Source organism: Streptomyces sp. NPDC016845 (genome assembly GCF_044332585.1).
Classification (GTDB): domain Bacteria; phylum Actinomycetota; class Actinomycetes; order Streptomycetales; family Streptomycetaceae; genus Streptomyces.
In genome coordinates, this window is sequence record NZ_JBIRPI010000019.1 from 73,359 (window position 1) to 99,766 (window position 26,408).

The 26,408-nt window shown below is 69.9% G+C and carries 28 protein-coding genes; 24 read left to right on the forward strand and 4 right to left on the reverse strand.

The window, feature by feature from the left end:
- Nucleotides 1–86 precede the first annotated feature (86 nt).
- Nucleotides 87–2,027: an ATP-dependent zinc metalloprotease FtsH gene (gene ftsH, locus ACH4RC_RS32110; protein WP_398207124.1), complete on the forward strand. Its 1,941-nt coding sequence runs from the start codon at nt 87–89 to the stop codon at nt 2,025–2,027.
- Nucleotides 2,028–2,041: 14 nt separating this feature from the next.
- On the opposite strand, the gene ACH4RC_RS32115 is transcribed toward ftsH, so the two are convergent.
- Nucleotides 2,042–2,902, reverse strand: coding sequence for a class I SAM-dependent methyltransferase (locus ACH4RC_RS32115; RefSeq protein ID WP_398207126.1), 861 nt, complete (start codon nt 2,900–2,902; stop codon nt 2,042–2,044).
- A 255-nt stretch (nt 2,903–3,157) separates the two neighbouring features.
- Here ACH4RC_RS32115 and proS point away from each other — a divergent pair, with 255 nt between their 5' ends.
- From proS to ACH4RC_RS32205, 18 genes are all read left to right on the forward strand, one after another.
- Nucleotides 3,158–4,573: a proline--tRNA ligase gene (proS, locus tag ACH4RC_RS32120; protein WP_398207128.1), complete on the forward strand. Its 1,416-nt coding sequence runs from the start codon at nt 3,158–3,160 to the stop codon at nt 4,571–4,573.
- Between the two features lie 258 nt (nt 4,574–4,831).
- The gene (locus ACH4RC_RS32125; protein WP_361064993.1) at nt 4,832–5,428 is read left to right on the forward strand and encodes a hypothetical protein; all 597 of its coding nucleotides are present in this window, start codon (nt 4,832–4,834) and stop codon (nt 5,426–5,428) included.
- Nucleotides 5,429–5,638: 210 nt separating this feature from the next.
- A complete protein-coding gene (gene rpsP / locus ACH4RC_RS32130; protein ID WP_398207130.1) occupies nt 5,639–6,061 on the forward strand; it encodes a 30S ribosomal protein S16 in 423 nt (140 codons plus the stop codon).
- Between the two features lie 2 nt (nt 6,062–6,063).
- Nucleotides 6,064–6,303, forward strand: a complete 240-nt coding sequence (locus ACH4RC_RS32135; protein ID WP_324767399.1) for an RNA-binding protein — start codon at nt 6,064–6,066, stop codon at nt 6,301–6,303.
- Nucleotides 6,304–6,441: 138 nt separating this feature from the next.
- On the forward strand, nt 6,442–7,014 hold the full coding sequence (rimM, locus tag ACH4RC_RS32140; RefSeq protein WP_398207131.1) for a ribosome maturation factor RimM: 573 nt from the start codon (nt 6,442–6,444) through the stop codon (nt 7,012–7,014).
- On the forward strand, nt 7,011–7,832 hold the full coding sequence (gene trmD / locus ACH4RC_RS32145) for a tRNA (guanosine(37)-N1)-methyltransferase TrmD (RefSeq protein WP_398207132.1): 822 nt from the start codon (nt 7,011–7,013) through the stop codon (nt 7,830–7,832). Before rimM ends, trmD begins: the two co-directional genes overlap by 4 nt.
- 132 nt (nt 7,833–7,964) lie before the next feature.
- A complete protein-coding gene (gene rplS / locus ACH4RC_RS32150; protein WP_356493218.1) occupies nt 7,965–8,315 on the forward strand; it encodes a 50S ribosomal protein L19 in 351 nt (116 codons plus the stop codon).
- A gap of 65 nt (nt 8,316–8,380) precedes the next feature.
- Entirely contained in the window at nt 8,381–9,085 is a 705-nt protein-coding gene (lepB, locus tag ACH4RC_RS32155; protein ID WP_398207134.1) for a signal peptidase I, read from the forward strand.
- The gene (gene lepB, locus ACH4RC_RS32160; RefSeq protein ID WP_398207135.1) at nt 9,078–10,193 is read left to right on the forward strand and encodes a signal peptidase I; all 1,116 of its coding nucleotides are present in this window, start codon (nt 9,078–9,080) and stop codon (nt 10,191–10,193) included. The genes lepB (ACH4RC_RS32155) and lepB (ACH4RC_RS32160) overlap by 8 nt, the downstream gene beginning before the upstream one ends.
- Nucleotides 10,194–10,197: 4 nt before the next feature.
- Nucleotides 10,198–11,058, forward strand: coding sequence for a signal peptidase I (gene lepB / locus ACH4RC_RS32165; RefSeq protein ID WP_398207137.1), 861 nt, complete (start codon nt 10,198–10,200; stop codon nt 11,056–11,058).
- A gap of 92 nt (nt 11,059–11,150) precedes the next feature.
- A complete protein-coding gene (gene lepB, locus ACH4RC_RS32170) occupies nt 11,151–11,891 on the forward strand; it encodes a signal peptidase I (RefSeq protein WP_398207139.1) in 741 nt (246 codons plus the stop codon).
- On the forward strand, nt 11,884–12,396 hold the full coding sequence (locus tag ACH4RC_RS32175) for an NUDIX hydrolase (protein ID WP_398207141.1): 513 nt from the start codon (nt 11,884–11,886) through the stop codon (nt 12,394–12,396). The genes lepB (ACH4RC_RS32170) and ACH4RC_RS32175 overlap by 8 nt, the downstream gene beginning before the upstream one ends.
- Before the next feature lie 55 nt (nt 12,397–12,451).
- Complete coding sequence (locus tag ACH4RC_RS32180; protein WP_005311352.1) at nt 12,452–12,760, forward strand: DUF2469 domain-containing protein; 309 nt, start codon at nt 12,452–12,454, stop codon at nt 12,758–12,760.
- Nucleotides 12,761–12,887: 127 nt separating this feature from the next.
- Nucleotides 12,888–13,262 carry a YraN family protein gene (locus ACH4RC_RS32185; RefSeq protein ID WP_398207143.1) on the forward strand — a complete coding sequence of 125 codons (375 nt, stop codon included), beginning with the start codon at nt 12,888–12,890 and terminating at the stop codon, nt 13,260–13,262.
- 2 nt (nt 13,263–13,264) lie between these two features.
- Nucleotides 13,265–14,884: a YifB family Mg chelatase-like AAA ATPase gene (locus tag ACH4RC_RS32190; protein ID WP_398207145.1), complete on the forward strand. Its 1,620-nt coding sequence runs from the start codon at nt 13,265–13,267 to the stop codon at nt 14,882–14,884.
- Nucleotides 14,881–16,062 carry a DNA-processing protein DprA gene (gene dprA / locus ACH4RC_RS32195; RefSeq protein WP_398207147.1) on the forward strand — a complete coding sequence of 394 codons (1,182 nt, stop codon included), beginning with the start codon at nt 14,881–14,883 and terminating at the stop codon, nt 16,060–16,062. Before ACH4RC_RS32190 ends, dprA begins: the two co-directional genes overlap by 4 nt.
- A 365-nt stretch (nt 16,063–16,427) precedes the next feature.
- Complete coding sequence (whiG, locus tag ACH4RC_RS32200) at nt 16,428–17,270, forward strand: RNA polymerase sigma factor WhiG (protein ID WP_398207149.1); 843 nt, start codon at nt 16,428–16,430, stop codon at nt 17,268–17,270.
- Between the two features lie 156 nt (nt 17,271–17,426).
- Nucleotides 17,427–17,984, forward strand: coding sequence for a TetR/AcrR family transcriptional regulator (locus ACH4RC_RS32205; protein ID WP_398207283.1), 558 nt, complete (start codon nt 17,427–17,429; stop codon nt 17,982–17,984).
- Between the two features lie 441 nt (nt 17,985–18,425).
- Here the strand turns inward: ACH4RC_RS32205 and ACH4RC_RS32210 are convergent, their stop codons facing one another.
- The gene (locus tag ACH4RC_RS32210; protein WP_398207151.1) at nt 18,426–19,073 is read right to left on the reverse strand and encodes a M23 family metallopeptidase; all 648 of its coding nucleotides are present in this window, start codon (nt 19,071–19,073) and stop codon (nt 18,426–18,428) included.
- A gap of 268 nt (nt 19,074–19,341) precedes the next feature.
- Between ACH4RC_RS32210 and rpsB the strand changes: the two genes are divergently transcribed.
- The 5 genes from rpsB (at nt 19,342) to ACH4RC_RS32235 (ending at nt 24,587) form a co-directional block, all read left to right on the forward strand.
- Entirely contained in the window at nt 19,342–20,286 is a 945-nt protein-coding gene (gene rpsB / locus ACH4RC_RS32215; RefSeq protein ID WP_398207153.1) for a 30S ribosomal protein S2, read from the forward strand.
- A 125-nt stretch (nt 20,287–20,411) separates the two neighbouring features.
- Nucleotides 20,412–21,248 carry a translation elongation factor Ts gene (tsf, locus tag ACH4RC_RS32220; protein WP_398207155.1) on the forward strand — a complete coding sequence of 279 codons (837 nt, stop codon included), beginning with the start codon at nt 20,412–20,414 and terminating at the stop codon, nt 21,246–21,248.
- A gap of 185 nt (nt 21,249–21,433) precedes the next feature.
- Nucleotides 21,434–22,204, forward strand: a complete 771-nt coding sequence (gene pyrH / locus ACH4RC_RS32225; RefSeq protein ID WP_398207157.1) for a UMP kinase — start codon at nt 21,434–21,436, stop codon at nt 22,202–22,204.
- Between the two features lie 344 nt (nt 22,205–22,548).
- The gene (gene frr, locus ACH4RC_RS32230; protein WP_324767379.1) at nt 22,549–23,106 is read left to right on the forward strand and encodes a ribosome recycling factor; all 558 of its coding nucleotides are present in this window, start codon (nt 22,549–22,551) and stop codon (nt 23,104–23,106) included.
- A gap of 224 nt (nt 23,107–23,330) precedes the next feature.
- Complete coding sequence (locus tag ACH4RC_RS32235) at nt 23,331–24,587, forward strand: phosphatidate cytidylyltransferase (protein WP_398207159.1); 1,257 nt, start codon at nt 23,331–23,333, stop codon at nt 24,585–24,587.
- A 363-nt stretch (nt 24,588–24,950) separates the two neighbouring features.
- On the opposite strand, the gene ACH4RC_RS32240 is transcribed toward ACH4RC_RS32235, so the two are convergent.
- A complete protein-coding gene (locus tag ACH4RC_RS32240; RefSeq protein ID WP_398207161.1) occupies nt 24,951–26,213 on the reverse strand; it encodes a tyrosine-type recombinase/integrase in 1,263 nt (420 codons plus the stop codon).
- Entirely contained in the window at nt 26,213–26,407 is a 195-nt protein-coding gene (locus ACH4RC_RS32245; protein ID WP_398207285.1) for a helix-turn-helix domain-containing protein, read from the reverse strand. Before ACH4RC_RS32245 ends, ACH4RC_RS32240 begins: the two co-directional genes overlap by 1 nt.
- Nucleotide 26,408: the final 1 nt, after the last annotated feature.

Here is a 26,408-nt window from a genome sequence, read left to right on the forward strand (position 1 = left end):
AGGATTCTGGATACTGGCAAGAGGTCCGAATCCGTGCGGTCATGGGCGCAGGAGTGACCGACGCTGCGGGCAGGAGGAGAAGAGGCGTGGCGAACCCCGTACCCCCGCGCGACCGGACCGATCAGCCCTGGCGCTCCGAAGGGGCGCCCCCGCCACCGCCCCCGCAGTCGCCCAAGCGCAAGATGCCCGGCGGCTGGGGCGGCCTCGTCCTCACGGCCCTGGTCGTCTACCTCATCGCCAACCTGGTGCTGTCGTTCTTCAACCAGGGCGACGAGCCGACCATCTCCTATACCGAGTTCAGTAAGCAGGTCGCCGACGACAACGTCACCAAGATCTACGCCAAGGGCGACGCGATCCAGGGCCAGCTCAAGAAGGAGCAGCCCACCCCGGACGACAGCGACGGCGGTAAGAAGAACTACACGAAGTTCACGACCCAGAGGCCCTCCTTCGCCGACGACGACCTCTGGGCGAACCTGGAGAAGCACGACGTCGTCGTGACGGCCGAACCGGTCGTCCAGGAGCGCAGCTTCCTGTCCAACCTGCTCATCTCGCTCGCTCCGATGCTGCTCCTGGTCTTCCTGTGGGTCTTCATCGCGCGGCGCATGAGCCAGGGCATGGGCGGCGCGGGCGGCATGCTCGGCCGTAAACAGCCGCCCAAGCCGGTCGAACTGGAGGCCGGGAAGAAGCGCACCACCTTCGAGGACGTCGCCGGTATCGACGAGGTCGAGGGCGAGCTCAACGATGTCGTCGACTTTCTCAAGAACCCCGAGGCCTACCGCAGGATGGGCGCCAAGATGCCGCGCGGCGTGCTCCTCGCCGGTCCGCCCGGCACCGGAAAAACGCTGCTCGCGCGCGCGGTGGCGGGCGAAGCCGAGGTGCCGTTCTTCTCGGCCTCCGCCTCGGAGTTCATCGAGATGATCGTCGGCGTCGGCGCCTCACGCGTGCGTGAACTCTTCGCCGAGGCCCGCAAGGTCGCCCCGTCGATCATCTTCATCGACGAGATCGACACCATCGGCCGCGCGCGGGGCGGCGGCAGCGGTATGGGCGGCCACGACGAGCGCGAGCAGACGCTGAACCAGATCCTCACCGAGATGGACGGCTTCACCGGCTCGGAGGGCGTCATCGTCATCGCCGCCACCAACCGCGCGGACGTCCTCGACCCCGCCCTCACCCGGCCCGGCCGCTTCGACCGCGTCGTCACCGTCTCGCCGCCCGACCGGGGCGGCCGCGAAGCCATCCTCAAGATCCACTCGCGCGAGATCCCGCTCGCCCCCGACGTGGACCTCGCCCAGGTCGCCCGTACGACGCCGGGCATGACCGGCGCTGAACTCGCCAACCTCACCAACGAGGCCGCCCTCCTCGCCGTCAAGCGCAAGCAGGATCAGGTCACGCGGACCGACCTCTCCGAGGCGCTGGAAAAGGTCCAGCTCGGCGCGGAACGCCCCCTGGTGATGCCCGACGAGGAGCGCCACCGCACCGCCTACCACGAGAGCGGCCACGCCCTCCTGGGCATGCTCCAGCCCGGCGCCGACCCGGTCCGCAAGATCACGATCGTGCCGCGCGGCAGAGCGCTCGGCGTCACGCTGTCCACCCCGGACGCCGACAGATACGCGTACACGGAGGGGTACCTCCGAGGGCGCATCATCGGCGCCCTCGGCGGCATGGCGGCCGAACAGGTCGTCTACGGCGTCGTCACCACAGGAGCGGAGAACGACCTCGAACAGGTGACCAGCATCGCCCGCGGCATGGTCGGCCGCTGGGGCATGAGCGAGAAGGTCGGCCGGCTGTCCGCCCTCCCGAACGACGCCCAGCAGACGTACGGGCTCGCCGCCGCCCCCGACACGCTCGACACGATCGACCGCGAGATGCGCCGCATCGTGGACGAGTGCTACCAGGAGGCGTTGCACACGCTGCGCGAGAACCGCGCCAGGCTGGACGCGCTGGCCGGCGCGCTCCTCGAGAACGAGACCCTCGAAGAGGCGAACGCCTACCGGATCGCCGGCGTCACCCGCCTCACCAAGGACTGATCAGGCCCTACGACTCAGGGCGTACGCGCGATCAGGTACCGGAAGACATTGGGCATCCATACGGTGCCGTCCTTGCGCACGTACGGTTGCAGCGCCTCCGTCACCTCCTTGTCCACCTGCGCCAGGTCCGTCGCGCTCACCGCCGCGTCGAACAGCCCTGTGGACAGCAGACCGCGTACCGCGCTCTCCGCGTCGGCGTACCCGAACGGGCACGCCACGCGCCCCGAACCGTCGGGCCGCAGCCCGGCCCGCTGCGCGACGTCCTCCAGGTCGTCCCGCAGCGCGGGCCGCCAGCTGCCCGTGCCGCACGGGTCGGACAGCTTCGTGGCCACCCGCAGCACCGCCGAGGAGGCACAGCGCTCCGGCGGGCCCCAGCCGACGAGCACCACGGCAGCGTGCCGTGCCGTGAGCGGCGCGACGCGCTCCAGGAGCGTGGACAGACCCGTCGAGTCCCCGGCCGTGCAGCCGATCGGCTGGAAGGCGGTGACAAGATTGTACGGAGGATCGCCGGGCTCGGAGACGCTGACGCCGTCATCGCCGCCGTCCGTGAGCCGCGGGGCGCGGGACGCGGGCCCCTCCCCGGCAGCGGGCAGCAGCCGGTCTCGGGCGAGCGCGAGCCGTTCGGGTTCAGCGGGTTCGACGCCTGTCACGGCAGCGCCGCGCGAGGCGGCCATGAGCAGGGCGAGGCCGGTACCGCAGTCGAGTCCCAGGAGTCGGGTGCCCGAGCCGACCTCGAGCCGCTCGTACACCGCTTCGTAGACGGGGACCAGCATGCGCTCCTGGATCTCCGACCAGTCACGCGCGCGTGCGCACAGGTCCACGCGCGGCGTGGGGTCCGCGTGGAAAAGGTGTCGCCGCACGAGCGTAGGTGTCATCGAAAGTGCCCCAATCCAACGAGAGATGCCGAGAGTTGTCGCTGTGGTGTGTGAACCGGTTTCGCGCGCTGCTCGCTCTCCCCCCGTAAGCCAGAGAACTCCGCATCGTCCGTCACGTCTAGGGGGTGTCGGGCAGGCCCGCCGACAATGCCCGCGTGCTCCGTCGTGCGCCCCCCGGCTGCGGCAGAGCGGGGCGCGGCATCCGGGCGAAAAAGGATTCCCGTGCGCCACGGCCCGCGCCGTAGCATGCGCGCCATGGCCAAAGCACCTGTTCTCACGCCCCGGGCGGAAGACTTTCCGCGCTGGTACCAGGACCTGATCTCCAAGGCCGAACTGGCCGAGAACGGACCGGTGCGCGGCACGATGGTCATCCGACCGTACGGCTACGGCCTGTGGGAACGGATGCAGCAGGACATGGACGCCCGCATCAAGGAAACAGGCACGCAGAACGCCTATTTCCCGCTCCTGATCCCGCAGTCCTATCTCGCCAGGGAGGCCGACCACGTCGAGGGGTTCGCGCCCGAACTGGCCGTGGTCACGCACGGCGGCGGCAAGGAGCTCGAAGAGCCCGCCGTCGTCCGCCCCACCTCGGAAATGATCGTCAACGACTACTTCGCCAAGTGGATCCAGAGCTACCGGGACCTCCCCCTTCTCATCAACCAATGGGCCAACGTCGTGCGCTGGGAATTGCGCCCCCGTCTCTTCCTGCGGACGACGGAATTCCTGTGGCAGGAAGGCCACACGGCGCACGCGACATACGAGGGGGCGCGTGACTTCGCGGCACGCATCCACCGCCACGTTTACGCCGACTTCATGGAAAACGTGCTCGCGATGGATGTCGTCCTGGGCCGCAAGACCGCGAGGGAACGCTTCGCGGGCGCCATCAACACCCTCACGCTCGAAGGAATGATGGGCGACGGCAAGGCCCTCCAGATGGGCACCAGCCATGAGCTCGGCCAGAACTTCGCCAAGGCGTTCCACACCCGGTACCTGTCCAAGGAGGGCAAGCAGGAACTGGTCTGGCAGACCTCCTGGGGCTCGACCACCCGCATGATCGGCGCGCTGGTGATGATGCACGGCGACGACGACGGCCTGCGGGTGCCGCCCAGGCTCGCGCCCTTCCAGGTCGTGGTCCTCGCCATCAAGGGCGACGAGGCCGTGATCGCCAAGGTCCGCGAGATCGGAGAGGCCCTCGAGGCGGCCGGCGTCCGTGTGCGCATCGACGACCGTACGGACATCCCCTTCGGCCGCCGCGCGGTCGACTGGGAGCTGAAAGGCGTCCCCGTACGTATCGAGGTCGGCCCCCGCGACCTGGAGAACGGCACCGCGATGCTCGCCCGCCGCATCCCGGGTGGCAAGGAGGCCGTGCCCGTCGACGCCCTGGCCCGGCTGCTCCCCACCGTCCTCGAGGAGGACCAGGCGCTGCTCCTGGCCGAGTCACGCCGACGCCGCGAGGACCGTACGAGCGAGACCGCGACCTTCGACGAAGCGGTCGAGGCGGCCCTCGCGGGCGGCTGGGCCCGCATCCCGTGGGCGACCCTCGGCGAGGAGGGCGAGGCGGCCCTCGCCGAGCACGGGGTCTCCGTACGCTGTCTGCTCGCCGCCGACGGGTCGGTGCCTGAGGCGGACGACGCACCCGGTAACGTCGCGATCGTGGCGCGCGCCTACTGAGCCACCTTCAGTCATGCGGAAGAGGCCGAAACGCCTCTTGCGCACCGGACGGATACGTACGCCCCGGCGCGAGCAGCCACCTACGCGCCGGGGCGTACGCGTTGCTACGCACCACCTTGGTGTGAGCTGTGAGGCTTCTCCGCAGATCAGCGCACCCGCCCTCGTCCGGATACATGAGCGACGACTGACTGGTACGTGCAAAATATTTGGGATGCCCCGGAATAGGAACACAGAGGTACCCCGGCTCGTTGTCACGACGTGAGCACGACACCACCTGTTCTCGCCGCAGAGCTGGCAGGGGCGTGGGCCGACATTCAGCGGCACCACCCCGAACTGCCGGATCTTGCCGCGCCCGAATCCCTGATCGGGGAGTCGTCGTCCGCCTGCGGGCACGAGCTCTCCTTCGAGCGACTCCTTCATGAGGCAGTCCACGGCATCGCCGCCGCGCGCGGAATCCGCGACACCTCGCGCGCCGGCCGGTATCACAACCGCAGATTCCTGGCCATCGCCGAGGAGTTGGGCCTCGACCATCCCGAGGAGCCGCATCCCAGCAGCGGCTTCTCCCTGGTCACGCTCAACCCGGAGGCCAAGCAGCGCTACCGGCAGACGATCGAGCGGCTGCACCGCGCCCTCAAGGCGCACACCGTCGCGACCGCCGCCGACACCAAGCGCAGCTTCCGCGGCCCGGCCGCCCGGCACGGTTCCTCCGGAGGCGGCGTCCGCGTCAAGGCGGTCTGCGACTGCGGCCGCAATGTCCGCGTCGTACCGTCGGTGCTGGCCCAGGCGCCGATCATGTGCGGCGGCTGCGGCAAGCCGTTCCGCATCCCGGAGGTCGTCGGGGCCGCCGTGGGGTGACGGCGTGGCGACTGGTGGGGACGGCCGTGAGCACCCGGGGGAGGGTTCGGCCGCCCCGGCGAGGTGTGGCACAATGGCTAGCTGTACTCGACAGTCGCACAGGACCCCTCTCTCCTCCGGCTGACGCGTCCATCGGGCACTCGGGTACCGCAACCCCACGCGGCAATCTCGCCGTGCCCACCCACGTCAAGACCAGGAGACACCACTTCCGTGGCAGTCAAGATCAAGCTGAAGCGTCTGGGCAAGATCCGTTCGCCTCACTACCGCATCGTCGTCGCCGACTCCCGTACCCGCCGTGACGGCCGGGCCATCGAGGAGATCGGTCTGTACCACCCGGTGCAGAACCCGTCGCGCATCGAGGTCGACTCGGAGCGCGCGCAGTACTGGCTGAGCGTCGGCGCGCAGCCGACCGAGCCCGTCATGGCCATCCTGAAGCTCACCGGCGACTGGCAGAAGCACAAGGGTCTGCCCGCCCCGGAGCCGCTGAAGGTCGCCGAGCCGAAGCAGACCCGCCCCTCCTTCGAGGCGCTTGCCACGGCCGACGAGCCCAAGGGTGAGGCCATCACCCAGAAGAAGAAGGCTGAGAAGAAGGACGAGGCCGCTGAGGCTGCGTCCGAGTCGACCGAGGCCTGAGCATGCTCGAGGAGGCTCTTGAGCACCTCGTGAAGGGCATTGTCGACAACCCCGACGATGTGCAGGTCGCCTCGCGCAACCTGCGCCGTGGGCGCGTGCTCGAGGTCCGGGTCCACCCCGACGACCTCGGTAAGGTGATCGGCCGCAACGGCCGCACCGCGCGCGCTCTGCGTACTGTCGTGGGCGCCATCGGCGGCCGCGGGGTCCGCGTCGACCTCGTCGACGTCGACCAGGCTCGCTGACAAAGTTGAACACCGGCTCGGGCCGGGGAGGGCTTTCGAGCCGTCCCCGGCCCGTAGTCGTTCGACGGCTTCGGCCGTCCGACCGGCCGTTCGACCGGTCAACGTCGTACGACAGGCATGACAGGAGAGTCACCGACCGTGCAGTTGGTAGTCGGGCGCATCGGCCGCGCCCACGGCATCAAGGGTGAGGTCACCATCGAGGTGCGCACCGACGAGCCCGAGCTGCGGCTCGGCCCCGGCGCGGTGCTCGCCACCGACCCCGCCGCCACCGGACCGCTCACCATCGAGTCCGGCCGAGTCCACAGCGGCCGGCTGCTGCTGCGCTTCGCGGGCGTACGCGACCGGACCGGGGCGGAGGCGCTGCGCAACACGCTCCTGATCGCCGAGGTCGACCCGGAGGAGCTGCCGGAGGACCCGGACGAGTACTACGACCACCAGCTCATGGATCTCGACGTCGTCACGGCCGACGGCACCGAGGTCGGCCGCATCACGGAGATCTCGCACCTGCCCTCGCAGGACCTGTTCATCGTGGAGCGGCCGGACGGCACCGAGGTCATGATCCCCTTCGTCGAGGAGATCGTCACCGAGATCGATCTCGAGGAGCAGAAGGCGGTCATCACGCCGCCACCCGGTCTCATCGACGACCGCGCGGAGATCGCCTCCAGCCGCGACGCCGACGAGACCGAGCGGGCCGAGGACGAGTCCGCATGAGGCTCGACGTCGTCACGATCTTCCCCGAGTACCTCGACCCGCTGAACGTCTCGCTCGTCGGCAAGGCACGCGCGCGTGGGCAGCTCGACGTCCACCTGCACGACCTGCGGGAGTGGACGTACGACCGGCACAACACGGTCGACGACACCCCCTACGGCGGCGGCCCCGGCATGGTCATGAAGACCGAGCCCTGGGGCGAGGCGCTCGACGACGTCCTCGCGCACGGGTACGAGAACGGGGCGCAGGGGCCCGTCCTGGTCGTCCCCACGCCCAGCGGGCGCCCCTTCACCCAGGAACTCGCCGTGGAGCTCTCCGAGCGCCCCTGGCTGGTCTTCACGCCCGCGCGCTACGAGGGCATCGACCGCCGCGTCATCGACGAGTACGCGACCCGTGTGCCCGTCTACGAGGTCTCCATCGGCGACTACGTCCTCGCGGGCGGAGAAGCCGCGGTGCTGGTGATCACGGAGGCGGTCGCCCGCCTGCTGCCCGGCGTGCTCGGCAATGCCGCCTCGCACCAGGACGACTCCTTCGCGCCCGGCGCCATGGCGAACCTCCTCGAAGGGCCCGTCTACACCAAGCCGCCCGAGTGGCGCGGCCGTGACATCCCGGACGTGCTGCTCAGCGGCCACCACGGCAAGATCGCGCGCTGGCGCCGCGACGAGGCGCTGCGCCGCACCGTGCGCAACAGGCCCGACCTGGTGGAGCGCACCGACCCGAAGGCCTTCGACAAGAAGGACCGGGAAATGCTCTCGATCCTGGGGTGGCGGCCGGGTCCCGACGGACGATTTGGGCCAACGCCCGAGGCCGTGGAAGAATAGGCCGCTGCTGTACGTCCAGCCTGCGCCCCTGCCACAGGGGGAACGACGCAAGGCCCGACGCGATCAGCTACCGAAACTCATCGCATACCTCCCGCCGATGACCTGTGGCATCGGTGAAGAAAGCAGACGATCATGACTCACCTGCTCGACTCCGTCGACGCCGCGTCGCTCCGCAGCGACCTCCCGGCCTTCCGCCCGGGTGACACCGTCAACGTCCACGTCCGCGTCATCGAGGGCAACCGCTCCCGTGTGCAGCAGTTCAAGGGCGTAGTCATCCGCCGCCAGGGCGCCGGTGTCCGCGAGACCTTCACGGTCCGCAAGGTCTCCTTCTCCGTCGGCGTCGAGCGCACCTTCCCGGTGCACACGCCGATCGTCGAGAAGATCGAGCTCGTCACCCGGGGTGACGTCCGCCGCGCCAAGCTGTACTACCTGCGCGAGCTGCGCGGCAAGGCCGCCAAGATCAAGGAGAAGCGCGAGAACTGATCTCGCGCCGCGGGAGCACCTCTCGCGGACGGCGTCACAGCGCGGCCGGATACCATCCGGTCTCGATGGACACCGAAGCACAGCCTGTGGAGCGCGACCGCTCCTCCCAGCCCTCGAAGGACACCTCGGCGGGCGAGGAGGACCGGTCGCGCTCCTCTTTGCTGTCCACGCTCGCCGCATGGCTGCCCGGTGGGCGCATCACGCTCACGCTCCTGGTGTGCGTCGCGTTCCTGCTGGCCGTCAGCGTGTTCGTGGTGCAGCCCTTCCAGATCCCCAGCAGCTCCATGGAGAGCACGTTGAGGGTCGGGGACCGCGTTCTCGTAAACAAGTTGGCGTACCGTTTCGGTGCCGAACCCGGCCGCGGGGACGTGGTCGTGTTCGACGGCAGCGGATACTTCGGGGACGCCGACTACGTCAAGCGCGTCGTCGGCACAGGGGGCGACCACGTGGTCTGCTGCGACAGCAAGGGGAGGATCGAGGTGAACGGGCAGTCCGTGGACGAACGCTCCCTGCTGCACGCGGGGGACGCCGCCTCGGAGGTGCCGTTCGACATAGAGGTGCCCGACGGCACCCTCTTCCTGCTCGGCGACCATCGCGGCGACTCCCGGGACTCGCGTGACTACCTCGGCGCCCCGGGCGGCGGATTCGTCCCGGTCGACCAGGTGATCGGCAAGGCTCAGTGGATCGCCTGGCCCTTCGGACACTGGCGCTCCTTGTCGCGTACGGACGTCTACGCGCGCGTGCCCGCACCCGGCGGTGCCCATGGGTAGGCGCGGCAGGGCCCGCGACGGCCACGGCTCCGACGAGCAGCTGCCCACCGGGAGCCGGCCGACCAGCGGCCAGCCGCCCCGCGGCCGGGCCGAGCGGCGCAAGCTCGCCCGCAAGGTGAAGCGGCGCAGAAGGCGCTCCGCGATCAAGGAGATACCGCTTCTCATAGGCGTGGCCCTGCTCATCGCCCTCGTCCTGAAGACGTTCCTCGTGCAGGCCTTCGTCATCCCGTCGGGCTCCATGGAGCAGACGATCAAGATCGGTGACCGGGTCGTCGTGGACAAGCTCACCCCCTGGTTCGGCGCCGAGGTGCACCGCGGCGACGTCGTCGTCTTCCGGGACCCCGGGAAATGGCTGGAGCAGGAGATCGCCCCGGCGGAGGACGCCCCCGTCGGGATCAAGCAGATCAAGACCGGCCTGACCTGGATCGGGCTGCTGCCCTCCGACGACGAGCGCGACCTCATCAAGCGGGTCGTCGGCGTCGGCGGCGACACCGTGAAGTGCTGCGACGAGCAGGGCCGGGTCACGGTCAACGGGGTCCCGCTGAACGAGTCCTCGTACATTCACCCGGGCAACGCGCCCTCCAAGTTCACCTTCTCCGTGAAGGTGCCCGCAGGACGGCTGTTCGTGATGGGCGACCACCGCGCGAACTCCGCGGACTCGCGCTTCCACCTCACGGAGGCGTTCAACGGCACCGTCTCCGAGGACTCCGTGGTGGGCCGCGCCCGGTGGATCGTGTGGCCCGTGGGGCATTGGTCGGGGCTCGATGAACCGGATACGTTCGCGGCGGTGGCCGACGCGCGTGGCGACGGGTCGGCCGCGGCCGCCGGTACGTCACATAGGCTGAACCTCGCGAACAGCTCCGGACCGAGTTCGAGGACATCGAATTCGGACGGATTGATCCCCCTCCCGACCCCTGCGGAACTCCCGCTCGTTATGGGAATGGTGGGCCTGCATCGCGTAGGGATCAGGCAGCGGCACGGAGTGAGGAGTGGATGTGGGGGACTTGGCGGTCGGCGCACGGTCAGGGCATGGACCCGAGGAGCAGCCCGAGCGATCCGACGACGCGGCGAGTCCGGCCGTGGCGGACCGCCTTCCCGAGGACGGTGACGCGATGGAGCCGACACCCGTGGACGGGTCGGGATCCGGCAGTGACGAGGCCGCGAGCAAGCAGAAGAAGCCCCGCTCCTTCTGGAAGGAGCTGCCGCTCCTCATCGTCATCGCGCTGGTCCTCGCCCTGGTGATCAAGACGTTCCTGGTCCAGGCGTTCTCGATCCCCTCGGCCTCGATGGAGAACACGCTGCAGATCGGCGACCGGGTGCTCGTCGACAAGCTGACCCCGTGGTTCGGCTCGGAGCCGGAGCGCGGCGAGGTCATCGTCTTCCACGACCCGGCCAAGTGGCTGGAGGGCGAGCCGACGGCGGAGCCGAACGCCATCCAGCAGGTCCTCAGCTGGGTCGGCCTGATGCCGTCCGCGGACGAGAAGGACCTCATCAAGCGCGTCGTCGGCGTCGGCGGTGACACCGTCGAGTGCAACGGCACGGGCCCGCTCAAGGTGAACGGCAAGGCGCTCAGCGAGCCGTACGTGTACGCGGGCAACACCCCGTGCAGCGCGGACAACGCGGGTGGAACGTTCAAGGTGAAGGTTCCGGACGGCAAAGTTTGGGTCATGGGCGATCACCGCCAGGACTCGATGGACTCCCGGTACCACCAGAGCGACGTGAACCAGGGCTTCGTGCCGGTGGACAACGTCGTGGGCCGGGCCATCGTCGTCGCCTGGCCGCCCACGCACTGGTCGACGCTGCCGGTACCGGACACCTTCGACCAGCCGGGCATCAACGCGGCGGCGAGCGCGGCTCCTGGCGCGCTCGGCCTCGCGGGCGCGGTGCCGCTGGTCCTGCTGCGCCGACGCAAGATCAACAAGCGTCTCTCCGAGGGGAACACCAGGGTTTCTGGGACCGGTACCGCCGGGTAGGGTGCCGTCCCAGATCGCCGATCTTCCGAGGTCCGTGCCGCTCAGGGGCCGGACCGCGCGGGTCGAATTCTCCGACGCGGGGAGCAACTGGGATGAGCAGGACACGTCGTACGAGCGAGGGCCACGGCCGGGCCGGCAGCGTGCTGTCGGGCATAGCCGTGGCCCTCGGCTGTGTGCTGTTCCTCGGCGGATTCGTCTGGGGCGCCGTTGTCTACCAGCCCTACACGGTGCCGACCGACTCGATGTCGCCGACGATCGGCGCGGGCGACCGGGTCCTCGCGCAGCGCATCGACGGCAGCGAGATCAAGCGCGGTGACGTCGTCGTCTTCCAGGACAAGAGCTGGGGCGACATGCCGCTGGTCAAGCGTGTCGTCGGCATCGGCGGCGACCGGGTCGCCTGCTGCACGGACGGCAAGCTCACCGTCAACGGCAAGAAGATCGAAGAACCGTATCTGCAGGGCGGCCAGAGCGCGTCGATCACCGGCATCAAGTCCACGACCGTCCCCGCCGGGCGCCTGTTCTTCCTCGGTGACGAGCGCAGCGGCTCCCTGGACTCCACCGTCCACCTCGACGACATCCAGCACGGTTCGGTGGCCCGCGAGGCCGTGAAGGGCCGCGTCGACGCGGTGGCGTGGCCCATGGACGGCATGCTGCCGACACCTACCGGCTTCGAGCAGCTGCCCGGCGGCATCTCGCAGCCGGGGCCGCTCAAGCCGATGCTGACCGCGGTGGTCGTGGGCGCCTTCCTCGTCCTCGTCGGGGCGGCCTACGGACCGATCGCCCAGCGTGCGCGACGCTCGCGCACCAGGTCCGCGGAGCCGGCGCGTGCCTGACCTCGGGAGTGAGTTGCGCAAGGTCGCGCGCGTCGTACTGCTCGACCGGGACGACCGCGTCCTGCTGCTGCACGGCCACGAGCCCGACGACCGGAGCGACGACTGGTGGTTCACGCCGGGAGGCGGCGTCGAGGGCGACGAGACACGTGAACAGGCGGCGCTGCGGGAGCTGGCGGAGGAGACCGGCATCACCGACGTGGAGCTCGGGCCCGTGCTGTGGCAGCGGACCTGCTCGTTCCCGTTCGACGGGCGCCGCTGGGACCAGGACGAGTGGTACTACCTGGCGCGTACGGCCGCCACGGCGGACGTGCGGCCGGAGCTGCACGGGACAGGCCTGACCGACCTGGAACGACGCAGTGTCGCCGGAGCGCGATGGTGGACGTACCGGGAGTTGGCCGACGCGCATGAGACGGTGTATCCGACCAGACTCGCCGAACTGCTGAATCGGTTGTTCGACGACGGTCCCCCTAGCCGGCCGCTGGTCCTGGACACGGAAATCGTCTAGAGGCCGCAGAGGCTGGCGCACAATAGGGGGACGCACGGCTGAAGGGGAACATGCCATGAGCGCCGAGGACCTCGAGAAGTACGAGACCGAGATGGAGCTGAAGCTCTACCGGGAGTACCGCGATGTCGTCGGGCTGTTCAAATACGTGATCGAGACCGAGCGGCGTTTCTACCTCACCAACGACTACGAGATGCAGGTGCACTCGGTTCAGGGTGAGGTGTTCTTCGAGGTGTCGATGGCGGACGCGTGGGTCTGGGACATGTACCGGCCGGCGCGATTCGTGAAGCAGGTGCGGGTGCTCACGTTCAAGGACGTGAACATCGAGGAGCTCAACAAGAGCGATCTGGAGCTTCCCGGCAGCTGAAACCGGCGGCGCCTTCGCGTCGGTAGCTCGGGCGAGTGGCGGGGTTTTCCACAACCCGTGAGTAGTTCACCAAGATCCACTTCCTTCCGGTCCGTGCGTCAGCGTGGGCGTCGGAGGTGGTGCCGACGTGAACGCACGGGGCGCGATGGGAAAGTACGGCGAGGACCTGGCCGCGAGGCGGCTGACCGACGCCGGGATGACAGTGCTCGCCCGGAACTGGCGGGCGGGACGGACGGGCGAGCTCGACATCGTGGCGCGGGACGGCGACGCGATCGTCGTCTGCGAGGTCAAGACCCGCAAGGGGCGCGGCGCGGGGAGCGACGCCTTCCAGCACCCCATGGCCGCGATCACCCCGGTCAAGGCCCGGCGCCTGCGCGATCTCGCGGAGCGCTGGGTGCAGGAGCACGGGGGAGCGCCACCCGGCGGCGTCCGGATCGACGTGGTCGGGGTGGTGCTCCAGGAGCGCGGGGCTCCCCGCGTCGAGCACGTGCGGGGGGTGTGACGATGGGTTTCGCGCGTACGTGTTCCGTGGCCCTGGTGGGCGTCGAGGGCGTCGTCGTCGAGGTGCAGGCGGATCTGGAGCCCGGCATCGCCGCGTTCACGCTCGTGGGCCTGCCCGACAAGAGCCTCATCGAAAGCCGGGACCGGGTGCGGGCCGCGGTCGTCAACTCGGGGGCGGACTGGCCGCAGAAGAAGCTGACGGTCGGACTCAGTCCGGCGTCCGTGCCCAAGGGCGGCTCGGGTTTCGACCTCGCCGTCGCGTGCGCAGTGCTCGGCGCCGCCGAGCGGATCGACCCGCGGGTCCTCGCCGACATCGTGATGATCGGGGAGCTGGGGCTCGACGGGCGGGTGCGGCCGGTGCGCGGCGTACTGCCGGCCGTCCTCGCCGCGGCCGACGCCGGGTACGAGCAGGTGGTGGTTCCCGAGTGCACGGCGGGCGAGGCGACGCTCGTGCCGGGCGTCTCCGTGCTCGGGGTCCGCAGCCTGCGCCAGCTCATCGCGGTGCTCACCGACGAACCCGTGCCGGACGAGGAGCCGGAGGAGCGCGGCCGCCCCGATCCGATGCTCTCCGGCCTCAGCATGCCCGGCGGCGGCGCGGGTACGGGGCTCGGCGGATCGCTGGCAGACGGGCACGGCCTGGACCTGGCCGATGTCGTGGGCCAGATGTCGGCACGCACCGCGATCGAGGTCTCGGCCGCGGGCGGGCACCACCTGATGCTGTCGGGTCCGCCCGGCGCCGGGAAGACGATGCTCGCCGAGCGGCTGCCCGCCGTTCTTCCGCCGCTCACCCGCGGGGAGTCCCTGGAGGTCACGGCGATCCAGTCGGTGGCCGGCATGCTGCCACCGGGCAAGTCGATGATCGACACCGCGCCGTACTGCGCTCCGCACCACTCGGCGACCATGCAGTCCCTCGTCGGCGGCGGAGCCGGGGTGGCACGGCCGGGAGCGGTGTCGTTGTCACACAGAGGAGTGTTGTTTCTGGACGAGGCGCCCGAGTTCAGCGGCCGGGCGCTCGACGCCCTGCGCCAGCCGCTCGAGGCCGGGCACGTGGTCATCGCCCGCAGCGCAGGGGTGGTGCGGCTGCCCGCGCGCTTCCTGATGGTGCTCGCCGCCAATCCCTGTCCTTGCGGGCAGTACCGCGCCCTGGGCGGTGAGTGCGACTGCCCGCCCGCCACCGTGCGGCGTTACCAGGCGCGGCTCTCCGGACCGCTCCTCGACCGGGTCGACCTACGGGTCGAGGTGGACGCCGTCACCCGCACCGAACTCGCCGGGTACGGGCCGCGCGGGGAGAGCACCCAGGTTGTCGCCGAGCGGGTGCGGGAGGCCCGGGAGCGGGCGGTGGCACGGTTCACGGACACGCCCTGGCGGACCAACAGCGAAGTACCGGGACACGCCTTGCGCACGAGGTGGCCCACCGCGCCGGGCGCCCTGGACGAGGCCGAACTGGATCTGGAGCGCGGCTTCCTCACCGCCCGCGGCCTCGACCGGGTCCTGCGGGTGGCCTGGACCGTGGCCGACCTGGCGGGACGCGAGCGGCCCTACGCCCAGGACGTGGCGCTCGCGCTGCAACTGCGGACCGGGATCTCGCGCGGGGTCCCCATGACGATCGGCGCGGGCTCATGACGGCCCCGAGCGCCCCGGAGGCGGTGCGGCTCGCGCGGGCCCGGCTGACCCGGATCGTCGAGCCCGGCTGGGAGGTGGCGGGGCGCTGGCTCAGGGAGTACGGGCCGGTGGAGACGGTGCGGCGCATCGACGAGGCCGAGGAGGGGAGGGACGGTCCGCCGTCGCTGCCCGGGGTACGGGCCGAGCGCTGGGCCGGCCTGGTCGCGCGGGCCCGGGCGGCGCCGCCCCCGGAGCGCGACCTGGCGCGCGTGGCGGAGCGCGGGGCGCGGTTCGTGTGCCCGGGGGACGCGGAATGGCCCGGTCAACTCGACGACCTGGGGGACGAGCGGCCCGTCGGGCTGTGGGTGCGCGGCGGGGCCGGACTGCGGTTGTGGGCGTTGCGGTCGGTGGCCGTGGTGGGCGCGCGGGCCTGCACGGACTACGGCGTACGGATGGGCGCGAGCCTCGGGGCCGGGCTCGCCGAGCGCGGCTGGGTCGTAGTCTCCGGCGGCGCGTACGGGGTCGACGCAGCGGCGCACCGGGGGGCGCTCGGCGCCTCGGGGGCGACCGTCGCCGTCCTGGCCTGCGGGGTCGACCGTGTCTATCCGCGCGGCCACACCCAGTTGATCGACAGGATCGCGGAACAGGGGCTCGTCGTCGCCGAGTTGCCACCCGGAGATCATCCGACGCCGAACCGCTTCATTCTGCGCAACCGCGTCATCGCCGCGTTGACCCGGGGCACGGTCGTCGTGGAGGCGGCCTACCGCAGTGGAGCGCTGGGAACGGCCCGTTGGGCGCTGCGCCTGGGACGGCACGCGATGGGGGTGCCAGGGCCGGTGACCAGCGGTGTCTCCTCCGGAGTGCATGAACTGCTGCGCAAGGAGGGCGTCCTTGTCACCGATGCCGCGGAAGTGATCGAGCTGATCGGCGACATGGGTGAGCTGGCGCCCGAGCGGCGCGGACCCGTGCTGCCGTGCGATCTGCTGCCGCCGGCCACGGCGCGGGTGCTCGCCGCACTGCCCGCACGAGGGACGCACACCGTCGCGAACATCAGCAGGGAGGCGGAAGCCAGTGCGGATGACACGATCGGGAGACTGTACGAACTGCGCTCTTTGGGGTTCGTCGAACGGGAGGGCGACGGTTGGCAGTTGACACGCCAGGCGAACAGCCCGGTGTTTCCGGACGGAGGTGCGCCCTGACGCTGTCCTGACGCAGCGTATTGCGCCGTCCGGATGACGCCCCGACGACCTTGACAGTACCGGCAGTTGGCGACGGGCCCCGGTCACGGACGGCAACCGAAGGGTCCGCGCAAGTCCCCCAACGGAACGTATCTGCGCGCGTACGAACCCATAGCCTTCGCACTCTGCGACACTCCAGTCACGCTACGCTCACCAGGATTCGGGTTCGTCCCCCTCAATGCGGAATCAGGCAGGCGGTTCGGTAGCAGTCACCACCAGACGGGCATCACTCCATCTTCAGCAGCGAAGCGACCTCAGCGACAGCAGCGATTCCAGCGACCCTCTCCGACTCCGTCGGCAGGCAGCAGAACGGCACAAGGCGGCGCATGCCACAGCACATCTCCGGATCCGACCGGGCGGCGGCGGTACCCCCCGCCGCCCGCGGCTCCAGCGTGCGGCCTCCGGCCCCCTCCTCCCTCGAGGAGCTGTGGAGGTCGTACAAGGCGACCGGTGACGAGCGGCTGCGCGAGCAGCTGATCCTGCACTACTCGCCGCTGGTGAAGTATGTCGCGGGCCGGGTCAGTGTGGGGCTCCCGCCCAACGTCGAGCAGGCCGACTTCGTCTCGTCCGGGGTCTTCGGGCTGATCGACGCGATCGAGAAGTTCGACATCGACCGCGAGATCAAGTTCGAGACGTACGCGATCACCCGGATCCGGGGCGCGATGATCGACGAGCTGCGGGCCCTGGACTGGATCCCGCGGTCCGTGCGGCAGAAGGCGCGCAATGTGGAGCGGGCGTACGCGACGCTCGAGGCCAAGCTGCGGCGCAGTCCCTCGGAGAGCGAGGTCGCTGCCGAGATGGGGGTCGCGCTGGAGGAACTGCACGCCGTTTTCAGCCAGTTGTCGCTGGCGAACGTGGTGGCGCTCGAGGAGTTGCTGCACGTCGGGGGTGAGGGCGGGGACCGGCTCAGCCTCATGGACACCCTCGAGGACCGTGCGGCGGACAATCCGGTGGAGGTCGCCGAGGACCGGGAGCTGCGCAGGTTCCTGGCGCGAGCGATCAATACGCTGCCCGAGCGGGAGAAGACCGTGGTGACGCTCTACTACTACGAGGGCCTCACGCTGGCGGAGATCGGCAATGTGCTCGGGGTGACGGAGAGCCGGGTCAGCCAGATCCATACGAAGTCGGTGCTGCAGCTGCGCGCGAAGCTGGCCGGGTTCGGGCGCTGAGCCGCCATCGACTCCTGGAGGCGAATCGTCCCTGCCGCGATAGCGGGCGTTCTCGGGCGTCGGGTGGCGTCGCGTGGTGCCGGGTGGCCCGTGCGACTCCCGTCCCGGGCAGCGCGTCCGTAAAGTGGAGCTGTGCCAAGGATTCGAGCGGCCTCTGTGGCCGAGCACCGGTCGATGCAGCGCGGCGCCCTTCTGGACGCGGCGCGTTCCCTGCTGTCCGAAGGGGGGACGGAGGCGCTGACGTTCCCCGCGCTTGCGGAGCGGACGGGGCTCGCGCGGTCCTCCGTGTACGAGTACTTCAAGTCCCGCGCGGCGGTCGTCGAAGAGCTGTGCGAGGTCGACTTTCCGGTGTGGGCCGCCGAGGTCGAGGACGCGATGGCGCGGGCCGCGACGCCTGAGGACAAGGTCGAGGCGTACGTCCGGGAACAGCTGGCCCTGGTCGGCGACCGGCGGCACCGCGCCGTGGTGGCCATCTCGGCGAGCGAGCTCGACTCGGGGGCCCGGGAGAAGATCCGCGCTGCGCACGGCGGCCTCGTCGCCATGATCGTCGAGGCGCTCGTGGACATGGGGCACGACCAGCCGCGTCTTGCCGCGATGCTGCTCCAGGGCGTCGTGGACGCGGCGGTCCGCCGCATCGAGCTGGGCGCGGCGGAGGATCCGGACGTGATCGTGGACGCGGCCGTACGGATGGCCCTGCGGGGCATTCGGGGTTAACCGCTGGGTTTAGCCGCTGGGCTGGGCCGGCGTTCACCTGCCCGCGGTTGTGTCCGCCCGGCCGGGGCCGGTCTCCGCTGGGCTGAGATCGCGCTTGGTCGAGCCGGGCCGGGCCTTGCCGGGGCCGGGTGTCTCTCCCGCCGCAGCGCTGGTCGTGTCGGGCCGGGGCGATTCGCACGCAGCCGGTCGGGCCGGCCCAACAGCCATGCCTCCGAGCCCGTACCGTCCGGCATCAGTGGTGTCCGGCGAGTGAGTGCTGGGCTTCGTCAGGGCCTGCCCATTAGCCATGCGCTGGACCTGTGTCGTCCGGCATCAGTGGTGTCCACCCCGGTGAGTGCTGGGCTTCGTCAGTGCCTGCCCATCAGCCATGCCCCGGGCCCGTGTCGTCCGGCGTCAGTGGTGTCTGGCGAGTGAGTGCTGGGCTTCGCCAGTGTCTGCCTGTCAGCCATGCCCCGGGCCCGTGTCGTCCGGCACAAGCGGTGTCCGCCGAGCGGCTCCGGGCTTCACCAGCGCCCGTCCGCCGGGCAAGCCCGGAGTCGTCGTCGGCGCCCATCCCCATACCGGCAGCAACCTCACCCCGCTCCCGCTCAACCGCGACGCATCCAGCAGCGACAGTGGGTTCAAGTAGGTCTCGGCTCTCCTCAGGCCCCAGTGCAGGCACGACGGGGTCGAGGGTGGGCAGTGGCCCGTGGGGAGTTGCAGGGTGGCGATTACTTCGCCCGGGGCGACGTGGGCGCCCTCCTTCAGCGTGGGGGTCACCGGCTCGTAGGTGGTGCGTAGTGGTGGGTCGCCCGTGTGGGCCAGTTCCAGGGACACCACGCCCCGGCCCGCCACCTCGCCCGCGAACGAGATGCGGCCCGCCGCCACCGCACGTACCGGCGCGTCGATCGGGGCCGCCAGGTCGACGCCGCGGTGGCCCGGGCCGTAGGGCGTCGCCGGTGGGGACCAGGCTCGTACGATTCGGGGAGGCGGGCCCTCGCCCACGGGCCAGATCGACCCACCCGCGCGGTCGGCCGCGTAGGCGCTGGAGGCCAGGCACAGGCCGAGCGACAGCAGCAGCGAGAGAGTCACGCAGCGTAGTTTCGTCATGGTCGGAACCATGCCTGATCAGGACTTTTCCGGGGGATCTTGGCCGGGAAAAGTGGACTACCGGTCGGTTGTGGACAGTGGCGTCACCCCCCACCTCGCGGGTCCCGTACACTTCATGTGGCGATCCGGGCCACCGGATCGACTTCGCACGCCCCGACACCAGCCCGCAAAGGCTTCGTGTCAAGCGTCCTTCGGTCCCGTACTCACGTACGCGGCAGGCGCGAGCGGGGCGTCAGGAAACAACCGAGAAAACACAAGGAGTACGGCCATGGCCGTCGTCACGATGCGGGAGCTGCTGGAGAGCGGCGTCCACTTCGGTCACCAGACCCGTCGTTGGAACCCGAAGATGAAGCGCTTCATCTTCACGGAGCGCAACGGCATCTACATCATCGACCTGCTCCAGTCGCTGTCGTACATCGACCGCGCCTACGAGTTCGTCAAGGAGACCGTCGCCCACGGCGGCACGGTCATGTTCGTCGGCACGAAGAAGCAGGCGCAGGAGGCGATCGCCGAGCAGGCGACCCGCGTCGGCATGCCCTACGTGAACCAGCGCTGGCTGGGCGGCATGCTCACCAACTTCTCGACCGTCTACAAGCGTCTGCAGCGCCTCAAGGAGCTCGAGCAGATCGACTTCGAGGACGTCGCCGCGTCGGGTCTCACCAAGAAGGAGCTTCTCGTGCTCTCGCGCGAGAAGGCCAAGCTGGAGAAGACCCTCGGTGGTATCCGCGAGATGTCCAAGGTGCCCAGCGCCGTCTGGATCGTGGACACCAAGAAGGAGCACATCGCTGTCGGCGAGGCCCGGAAGCTCAACATCCCGGTCGTCGCGATCCTCGACACGAACTGTGACCCCGACGAGGTCGACTACAAGATCCCGGGCAACGACGACGCGATCCGCTCCGTCACCCTGCTCACCCGCGTGATCGCCGACGCCGTCGCCGAGGGCCTCATCGCCCGTTCCGGCGCCGCGACCGGCGACCAGAAGCCGGGCGAGAAGGCCGCCGCCGAGCCGCTCGCCGAGTGGGAGCGCGACCTGCTCGAGGGCGAGAAGAAGGCCGACGAGAAGCCCGCAGAGGCCCCGGCCGCCGAGGCGCCCGCCGCTGAGGCTCCGGCCGCTGAGGCTCCGGTTGCCGAGGCCCCCGCCGCCGAGGCGCCCGCCGCCGAGGCTCCGGCCGCCGAGGCCGAGGCTCCGGCCGCCGACGCCGAGCAGGCCTGACCCGTACGGGTACCGGTAGCAACACCGGTTTCATGAGGTGACGGCGGGGGCCAGCCACAAGCGGCCCCCGCCGTCCCCTCGTGACCTCTTCAGACTTCTCAGACTTCGTAGAGAGAACCAGGATCATGGCGAACTACACCGCCGCTGACGTCAAGAAGCTCCGTGAGCTCACCGGCGCCGGCATGATGGACTGCAAGAAGGCGCTCGACGAGGCCGACGGCAGTGTCGACAAGGCCGTCGAGGCCCTGCGCATCAAGGGTCAGAAGGGCGTCGCCAAGCGCGAGGGCCGTTCGGCCGAGAACGGCGCGGTCGTCTCCCTCATCGCCGACGACAACACCTCCGGTGTCATCGTCGAGCTGAAGTGCGAGACGGACTTCGTCGCCAAGGGCGAGAAGTTCCAGGCGGTCGCGAACCAGCTCGCCGCGCACGTCGCCAAGACGAACCCGGCCGACCTGCAGGCGCTGCTCACCTCCGAGATCGAGGCCGGCAAGACCGTCCAGGCCTTCGTCGACGAGGCCAACGCCACCCTCGGCGAGAAGATCGTCCTGGACCGCTTCGCGCAGTTCAGCGACGGTTACGTGACCGCGTACATGCACCGCACCATGCCTGACCTGCCCCCGCAGATCGGTGTCCTTGTCGAGCTCGACAAGGAGAACGCCGAGGTCGCCAAGGGCGTCGCGCAGCACATCGCCGCCTTCGCGCCGAAGTACCTCTCCCGCGAGGACGTGCCGGCCGAGGTCGTCGAGTCCGAGCGTCGCGTCGCCGAGGAGACCACCCGCGCCGAGGGCAAGCCCGAGGCCGCGCTCCCGAAGATCGTCGAGGGGCGTGTCAACGGCTTCTTCAAGGAGGCGACGCTGCTCGGTCAGCCGTACGCCCTCGACAACAAGAAGTCCGTCGAGAAGGTCCTCCAGGAGGCCGGTGTCACCCTGAAGCGCTTCTCGCGCATCAAGGTCGGCATCTGAGTCCGTACGCGACAGCCGCGAGACCCCGGTAGCCACGTATAGCCGCTAGGGTCGACAGCAGTCGCCCGGGCACGCGCCGGGCGACCGCAGATGTGACGAGGAGGCCATTGCCGCGCATGGGATGCGAACACCCCATCGGCAGTGGCCTTCTTCGTATGTGTGCCAAGTAAAGAGGCGAGAAACCCATGACCACCACTCAGGCCGACAACGGTGACAAGAGCGACGACGGCAAAGGCGCGGGGCGCTTTCTGCTGAAGCTTTCCGGCGAGGCGTTCGCCGGGGGCGGGGGTCTGGGCGTCGACCCCGACGTGGTGCACGCCATCGCCCGCGAGATCGCGGCCGTGGTCCGCGGCGGGGCGCAGATCGCCGTCGTCATCGGCGGCGGCAACTTCTTCCGCGGCGCCGAGCTGCAGCAGCGCGGCATGGACCGGGCACGCTCCGACTACATGGGCATGCTCGGCACCGTCATGAACTGCCTGGCCCTCCAGGACTTCCTGGAGAAGGAGGGCATCGACAGCCGCGTGCAGACCGCCATCACGATGGGCCAGGTCGCCGAGCCCTACATTCCGCTGCGCGCCGTGCGCCACCTGGAGAAGGGCCGTGTCGTCATCTTCGGCGCCGGCATGGGCATGCCGTACTTCTCCACCGACACCACTGCCGCGCAGCGCGCCCTGGAGATCCACGCCGAGGCGCTCCTCATGGGCAAGAACGGCGTGGACGGCGTCTACGACTCGGACCCGAAGACCAACCCCGAGGCCGTGAAGTTCGACGCGCTCAGCTACGGCGAGGTCATCACCCGGGACCTCAAGGTCGCCGACATGACCGCGATCACCCTGTGCCGCGACAACGCGCTGCCCATCCTCGTCTTCGAACTGCTGGCGTCGGGCAATATCGCCCGGGCCGTCAAGGGTGAGAAGATCGGGACGCTCGTGGGCGACCAGGGCACCCGCGCCTGACCTCACGTCCGTGCCCCCGCGCGACAGCGCCCGCACCGTCCGGGAGGAACCCCGGAACCGAGGAACCCCGGAACCGAGGATTCGCGGAATCGCGGAGCCCCGGAACCGAGGATTCGCGGAATCGCGGAATCGAGGTAGGAATCCGGGAAGGACCGTCCCGGGAGGGCTCGCGGAAGCCAAGGGGGATGGACAATGTCCTGCCGGTCGGACACCGTGCAAGGACACGAGGACTGACGAGGACAGAAGGACAGAAGGACGCGCGGGAAACCGCGCGCCAAAGACACGCGACGCAGCCGGCCGCCCCGTGCACGCCGGGCCTCACTCAAGACACGCAGGAGCAAGTGGTGATCGAAGAGACCCTCCTCGAGGCCGAGGAAAAGATGGAGAAGGCCGTCGTGGTCGCCAAGGAGGACTTCGCCGCGATCCGCACCGGTCGTGCGCACCCGGCGATGTTCAACAAGATCGTGGCCGACTACTACGGCGCGCTGACGCCGATCAACCAGCTGGCCTCGTTCTCGGTGCCCGAGCCGCGGATGGCCGTGGTGACCCCGTTCGACAAGAGCGCGCTGCGCAACATCGAGCAGGCGATCCGCGACTCCGACCTCGGCGTCAACCCGAGCAACGACGGCAATATCATTCGTGTGACGTTCCCCGAGCTCACCGAGGAGCGCCGCCGCGACTACATCAAGGTCGCCAAGGGCAAGGCGGAGGACAGCAAGGTCTCCATCCGCTCGGTCCGTCGCAAGGCCAAGGAAGCCATCGACAAGGCGATCAAGGACGGCGACATCGGCGAGGACGAGGGCCGCCGCGGCGAGAAGGAACTGGACGACACCACCGCCAAGTACGTGGCCCAGGTGGACGAGCTGCTCAAGCACAAGGAAGCCGAGCTGCTCGAAGTCTGAGCGAGCGCGGAACATCGAGGTTCGAGGAATCCGTGAACGACTCTTCCTGGGGGGCGCCGTCCGGGCCCGGGTACGTGGGGCCGTCCGGCCAGGGGCCCGCCCATGGTCAGGTGCCCGTCGCTGAACAAGGCCCTGCCCATGGCCAGGGACCGGCGCACGGTCAAGGGCCGACGCACGGTCAAGGGCTGGTGCACGGTCAAGGGCCGACGCACGGTCAAGGGCCGGTGCACGGTCAAGGACCGGCGCACGGTCAAGGGCCCGCCTACGGTCAGACGCCGCCGTACGACCCCTCGTACGGCCATGCGCCGTCGCACGGCCAGGGGGCCGCGTACGGTCAGGGGCGCTCCTACGATCACGGGCACCCGTACGACCAAGGGCGTCCTCCGGCGGGTCCCGCGTACGAAGGGCACGCGGTTGAGGAGACTCGGCCCATGCCCATCGTGCCCGATATGCCCGACGTGCCCGCCGGTGGTGGGGACGGGGAGCAGGATGCCGACCGGGGGACCGCTCGGCTGAACGGCCCCTTGTTCCGCGACGACCAGGCGCCCCGGCCGCCGCGGGAGCCTTCGCCCGCCGCGGCGCCGCGGCAGGCCCCTTCGCAGCAGCAGCAACAGCCGCAGCAGCAGCCGCAACCGTCGTCGAGGCGTGCGGAGCCGCCGAAGGCGAAGAAGAGCGCGGGCCGGGACCTCGGCGCGGCCATAGGGGTCGGCGTCGGACTCGGCGTCGTGATCGTCGCGTCGCTCTTCATCGTCAAGGCCGTCTTCGTCGGCGTGATAGCGGTCGCCGTCGTCGTCGGCCTCTGGGAGCTGACCTCGCGGCTCCAGGAGCGCAAGAGCATCAAGGCGCCGCTCGTGCCGCTCGCCATCGGCGGCGCGGCGATGGTCGTCGCCGGATACGTCCGCGGCGCCGAGGGCGCCTGGGTGGCGATGGCGCTGACCGCGCTCGCCGTCCTGGTGTGGCGGATGACGGAGCCGCCCGAGGGCTATCTGAAGGACGTCACGGCGGGCGTCTTCGCCGCGTTCTACGTCCCCTTCCTCGCGACCTTCGTGGCGATGATGCTCACCGCGGACGACGGGGCGTGGCGCGTCCTGACGTTCCTGATCCTCACCGTCGTCAGCGACACCGGCGCGTACGCGATCGGCTGGCGCTTCGGCAAGAACAAGCTGGCACCGCGCATCAGCCCCGGCAAGACCCGCGAGGGCCTGGTCGGCGCGGTGATGTTCGCCATGGTGGCCGGTGTGCTCTGCATGGAGTTCATGGTCGACGACGGCGCCTGGTGGCAGGGGCTCGTCCTCGGCGTCTGCGTCGCCGGCAGCGCGACCCTCGGCGACCTCGGCGAGTCCATGATCAAGCGCGATCTCGGCATCAAGGACATGGGCACGCTGCTCCCCGGCCACGGCGGCATCATGGACCGCCTCGACTCCCTGCTGCCGACGGCGCCGGTCGTCTGGCTGCTCCTGGTGCTCTTCGTGGGCTCCTGACCCGCTCGGTCCACGGCTACGGGCTCCCGCCTCATGGTGGGGGCCCGTTGCCGTAGGGTCCGGTCTCCTGGGGCGCGCCGAGCGGGACGAGGACGGCATCCGCTCGGGCCGCACGCGGTGCGGACGGTGCGACACCTCCATCGGCCAGACCGGCGGCCGCAGGCGCCGTCGCCACTGCCGTACGGGCCACCGCCGGCGTCTCTACGGGCCCGGGTCATGGTGCTGATCGGCGGGATTCTCGGCTGATCCGCGACGCGTGCGACACTGGATGAGCCATGCCTAAGCCCGGAGAACTGGCGGTAGCCGGGCAGCAGAAGGGCCCCCGACCTGCGCGTTAAGCGCGGATCAGGGGCCCGTTTCGGGTTACTGGGCCGTCTCTGGGCCGTCAGGCTCGGGAGGCGGCGGCAGGAACACCCGGTCGACGGCGTTTCGGGTGCGCTCCTGGCTCGACGGCATCAGGTGCGCGTACACGCGGAGCGTCAGCGCCGGATCGGTGTGACCGAGGTACTGGCTCACGGCCTTGATGCTCTCCCCAGCGTCGAGGAGGACGGAGGCGTAGAAGTGCCTCAGTGCGTGCATGCCGTGCTCGCGGGCCGAGTCGTACTTGCCGTCCGGTCCGGCGTCCGGGATGAGGCCAGCAAGGGCGAGAGCGGGTTTCCAGTCCTGGACGTTGAAGTTGCTGCGCCAGACGATTCCGCCCGCGGCGTTCGTGAACAGGAGGCGCGCCGACACCTTCGGGCCGTCCGGCTTCCGCCACGGCAAGGTGATCTCCACAGGCTTGAAGGCGTCCATGTGGACGCGCAACGCCGCAGCGACCGACGACGGTAGCGGTACGTCCCGTTCCTTGCCGCACTTCGGTGGGGCGAACACGGCCTTACCGCGGATGAGCTTCACCTGACGGATCACGCGCAGGATGCCGCCCTCGAAGTCGATCGCATCCTCAGCGAGACCGACGATCTCACCTTGACGGAGCCCGCATCCGGCGCCCGTATCCACCATGGTCCGGTAGCGCTCGGGGAGTGCTGCGCGAACGGCCTTCACCTGTGTGGGCAGCCAGGGCACGACGCGTCGACGCTCAATGGTCGGCGGACGCACTGACTTCGCCGAGCAAGGGTTCCGGGGGAGGAGCCCGTCATCCACGGCAGCGCTGAGGACGGCGCGCACGTCCCCGTAGATGTTGCGTGCGTACGCGCCACTGACCGCGGGGTTGGACTCCAGAGCGCTCGTGAGCTGTCGGATGTGCTCGGGACGGAAGGAGTCCAGCGGTCGTGTGCCGATGACCGGGAACGCGTGCAACCGGAGCCGCTGTTCGGTGACGATCTGGCTCGATAGGTCAGCGGTGTGCGCCCTCAGCCACCTGTCGGCGTACTTCTTGAAGGTGATCCGAGCGGCACGAGGATCGATGTAGCTGCCGCGCGACATGTCCGACGCCGTGTCAGTGAGCCACTGCTCAGCGAGTCGCTTCTGTCGGTCGGCGAAGCTCTTGGACTTCTCCGATCCGTCCGGGCCGATGTAGCGGGCGCGGTAGCGGAGGCCGACGCCGTAGCGGTCGCTCCTGACCTTGACGGGCTTGCCGTCCGGGCCCGGCTCGACCTTGAACCAGCGGTCTTGGACGTGTCCGGCCATCAGGCAGCCGCCTCCATTTGCGATTCCACCCAGGCGCGGAGGTCCTCGGGGTCGAAGCGGAGGTGGCGGCCGACGCGGAAGCCACGGGGTCCGGTGTGCTTGCGGCGCCACTGGTACACGGTCTCGACTGGAACGCCGAAGAGGTTGGCGACGTCGGTTGGTGTCAGGTAGCGGTCGGGTAAGGCGTGCTGCATG

Bases quoted from the DNA above. Each gene is read 5' to 3' on its own strand.
- ACH4RC_RS32190 (WP_398207145.1), top strand. From the start codon at position 13,265: ATGGGTTTCGCGCGTACGTGTTCCGTGGCCCTGGTGGGCGTCGAGGGC.
- ACH4RC_RS32210 (WP_398207151.1), bottom strand. From the start codon at position 19,073: ATGACGAAACTACGCTGCGTGACTCTCTCGCTGCTGCTGTCGCTCGGC.
- rplS (WP_356493218.1), top strand. From the start codon at position 7,965: ATGACTCACCTGCTCGACTCCGTCGACGCCGCGTCGCTCCGCAGCGAC.
- dprA (WP_398207147.1), top strand. From the start codon at position 14,881: ATGACGGCCCCGAGCGCCCCGGAGGCGGTGCGGCTCGCGCGGGCCCGG.
- lepB (WP_398207135.1), top strand. From the start codon at position 9,078: ATGGGTAGGCGCGGCAGGGCCCGCGACGGCCACGGCTCCGACGAGCAG.
- lepB (WP_398207134.1), top strand. From the start codon at position 8,381: ATGGACACCGAAGCACAGCCTGTGGAGCGCGACCGCTCCTCCCAGCCC.
- tsf (WP_398207155.1), top strand. From the start codon at position 20,412: ATGGCGAACTACACCGCCGCTGACGTCAAGAAGCTCCGTGAGCTCACC.
- pyrH (WP_398207157.1), top strand. From the start codon at position 21,434: ATGACCACCACTCAGGCCGACAACGGTGACAAGAGCGACGACGGCAAA.
- rpsB (WP_398207153.1), top strand. From the start codon at position 19,342: ATGGCCGTCGTCACGATGCGGGAGCTGCTGGAGAGCGGCGTCCACTTC.
- lepB (WP_398207137.1), top strand. From the start codon at position 10,198: ATGGAGCCGACACCCGTGGACGGGTCGGGATCCGGCAGTGACGAGGCC.
- lepB (WP_398207139.1), top strand. From the start codon at position 11,151: ATGAGCAGGACACGTCGTACGAGCGAGGGCCACGGCCGGGCCGGCAGC.
- ACH4RC_RS32245 (WP_398207285.1), bottom strand. From the start codon at position 26,407: ATGCAGCACGCCTTACCCGACCGCTACCTGACACCAACCGACGTCGCC.
- proS (WP_398207128.1), top strand. From the start codon at position 3,158: ATGGCCAAAGCACCTGTTCTCACGCCCCGGGCGGAAGACTTTCCGCGC.
- ACH4RC_RS32240 (WP_398207161.1), bottom strand. From the start codon at position 26,213: ATGGCCGGACACGTCCAAGACCGCTGGTTCAAGGTCGAGCCGGGCCCG.
- trmD (WP_398207132.1), top strand. From the start codon at position 7,011: ATGAGGCTCGACGTCGTCACGATCTTCCCCGAGTACCTCGACCCGCTG.
- ACH4RC_RS32180 (WP_005311352.1), top strand. From the start codon at position 12,452: ATGAGCGCCGAGGACCTCGAGAAGTACGAGACCGAGATGGAGCTGAAG.
- ACH4RC_RS32115 (WP_398207126.1), bottom strand. From the start codon at position 2,902: ATGACACCTACGCTCGTGCGGCGACACCTTTTCCACGCGGACCCCACG.
- ACH4RC_RS32135 (WP_324767399.1), top strand. From the start codon at position 6,064: ATGCTCGAGGAGGCTCTTGAGCACCTCGTGAAGGGCATTGTCGACAAC.
- whiG (WP_398207149.1), top strand. From the start codon at position 16,428: ATGCCACAGCACATCTCCGGATCCGACCGGGCGGCGGCGGTACCCCCC.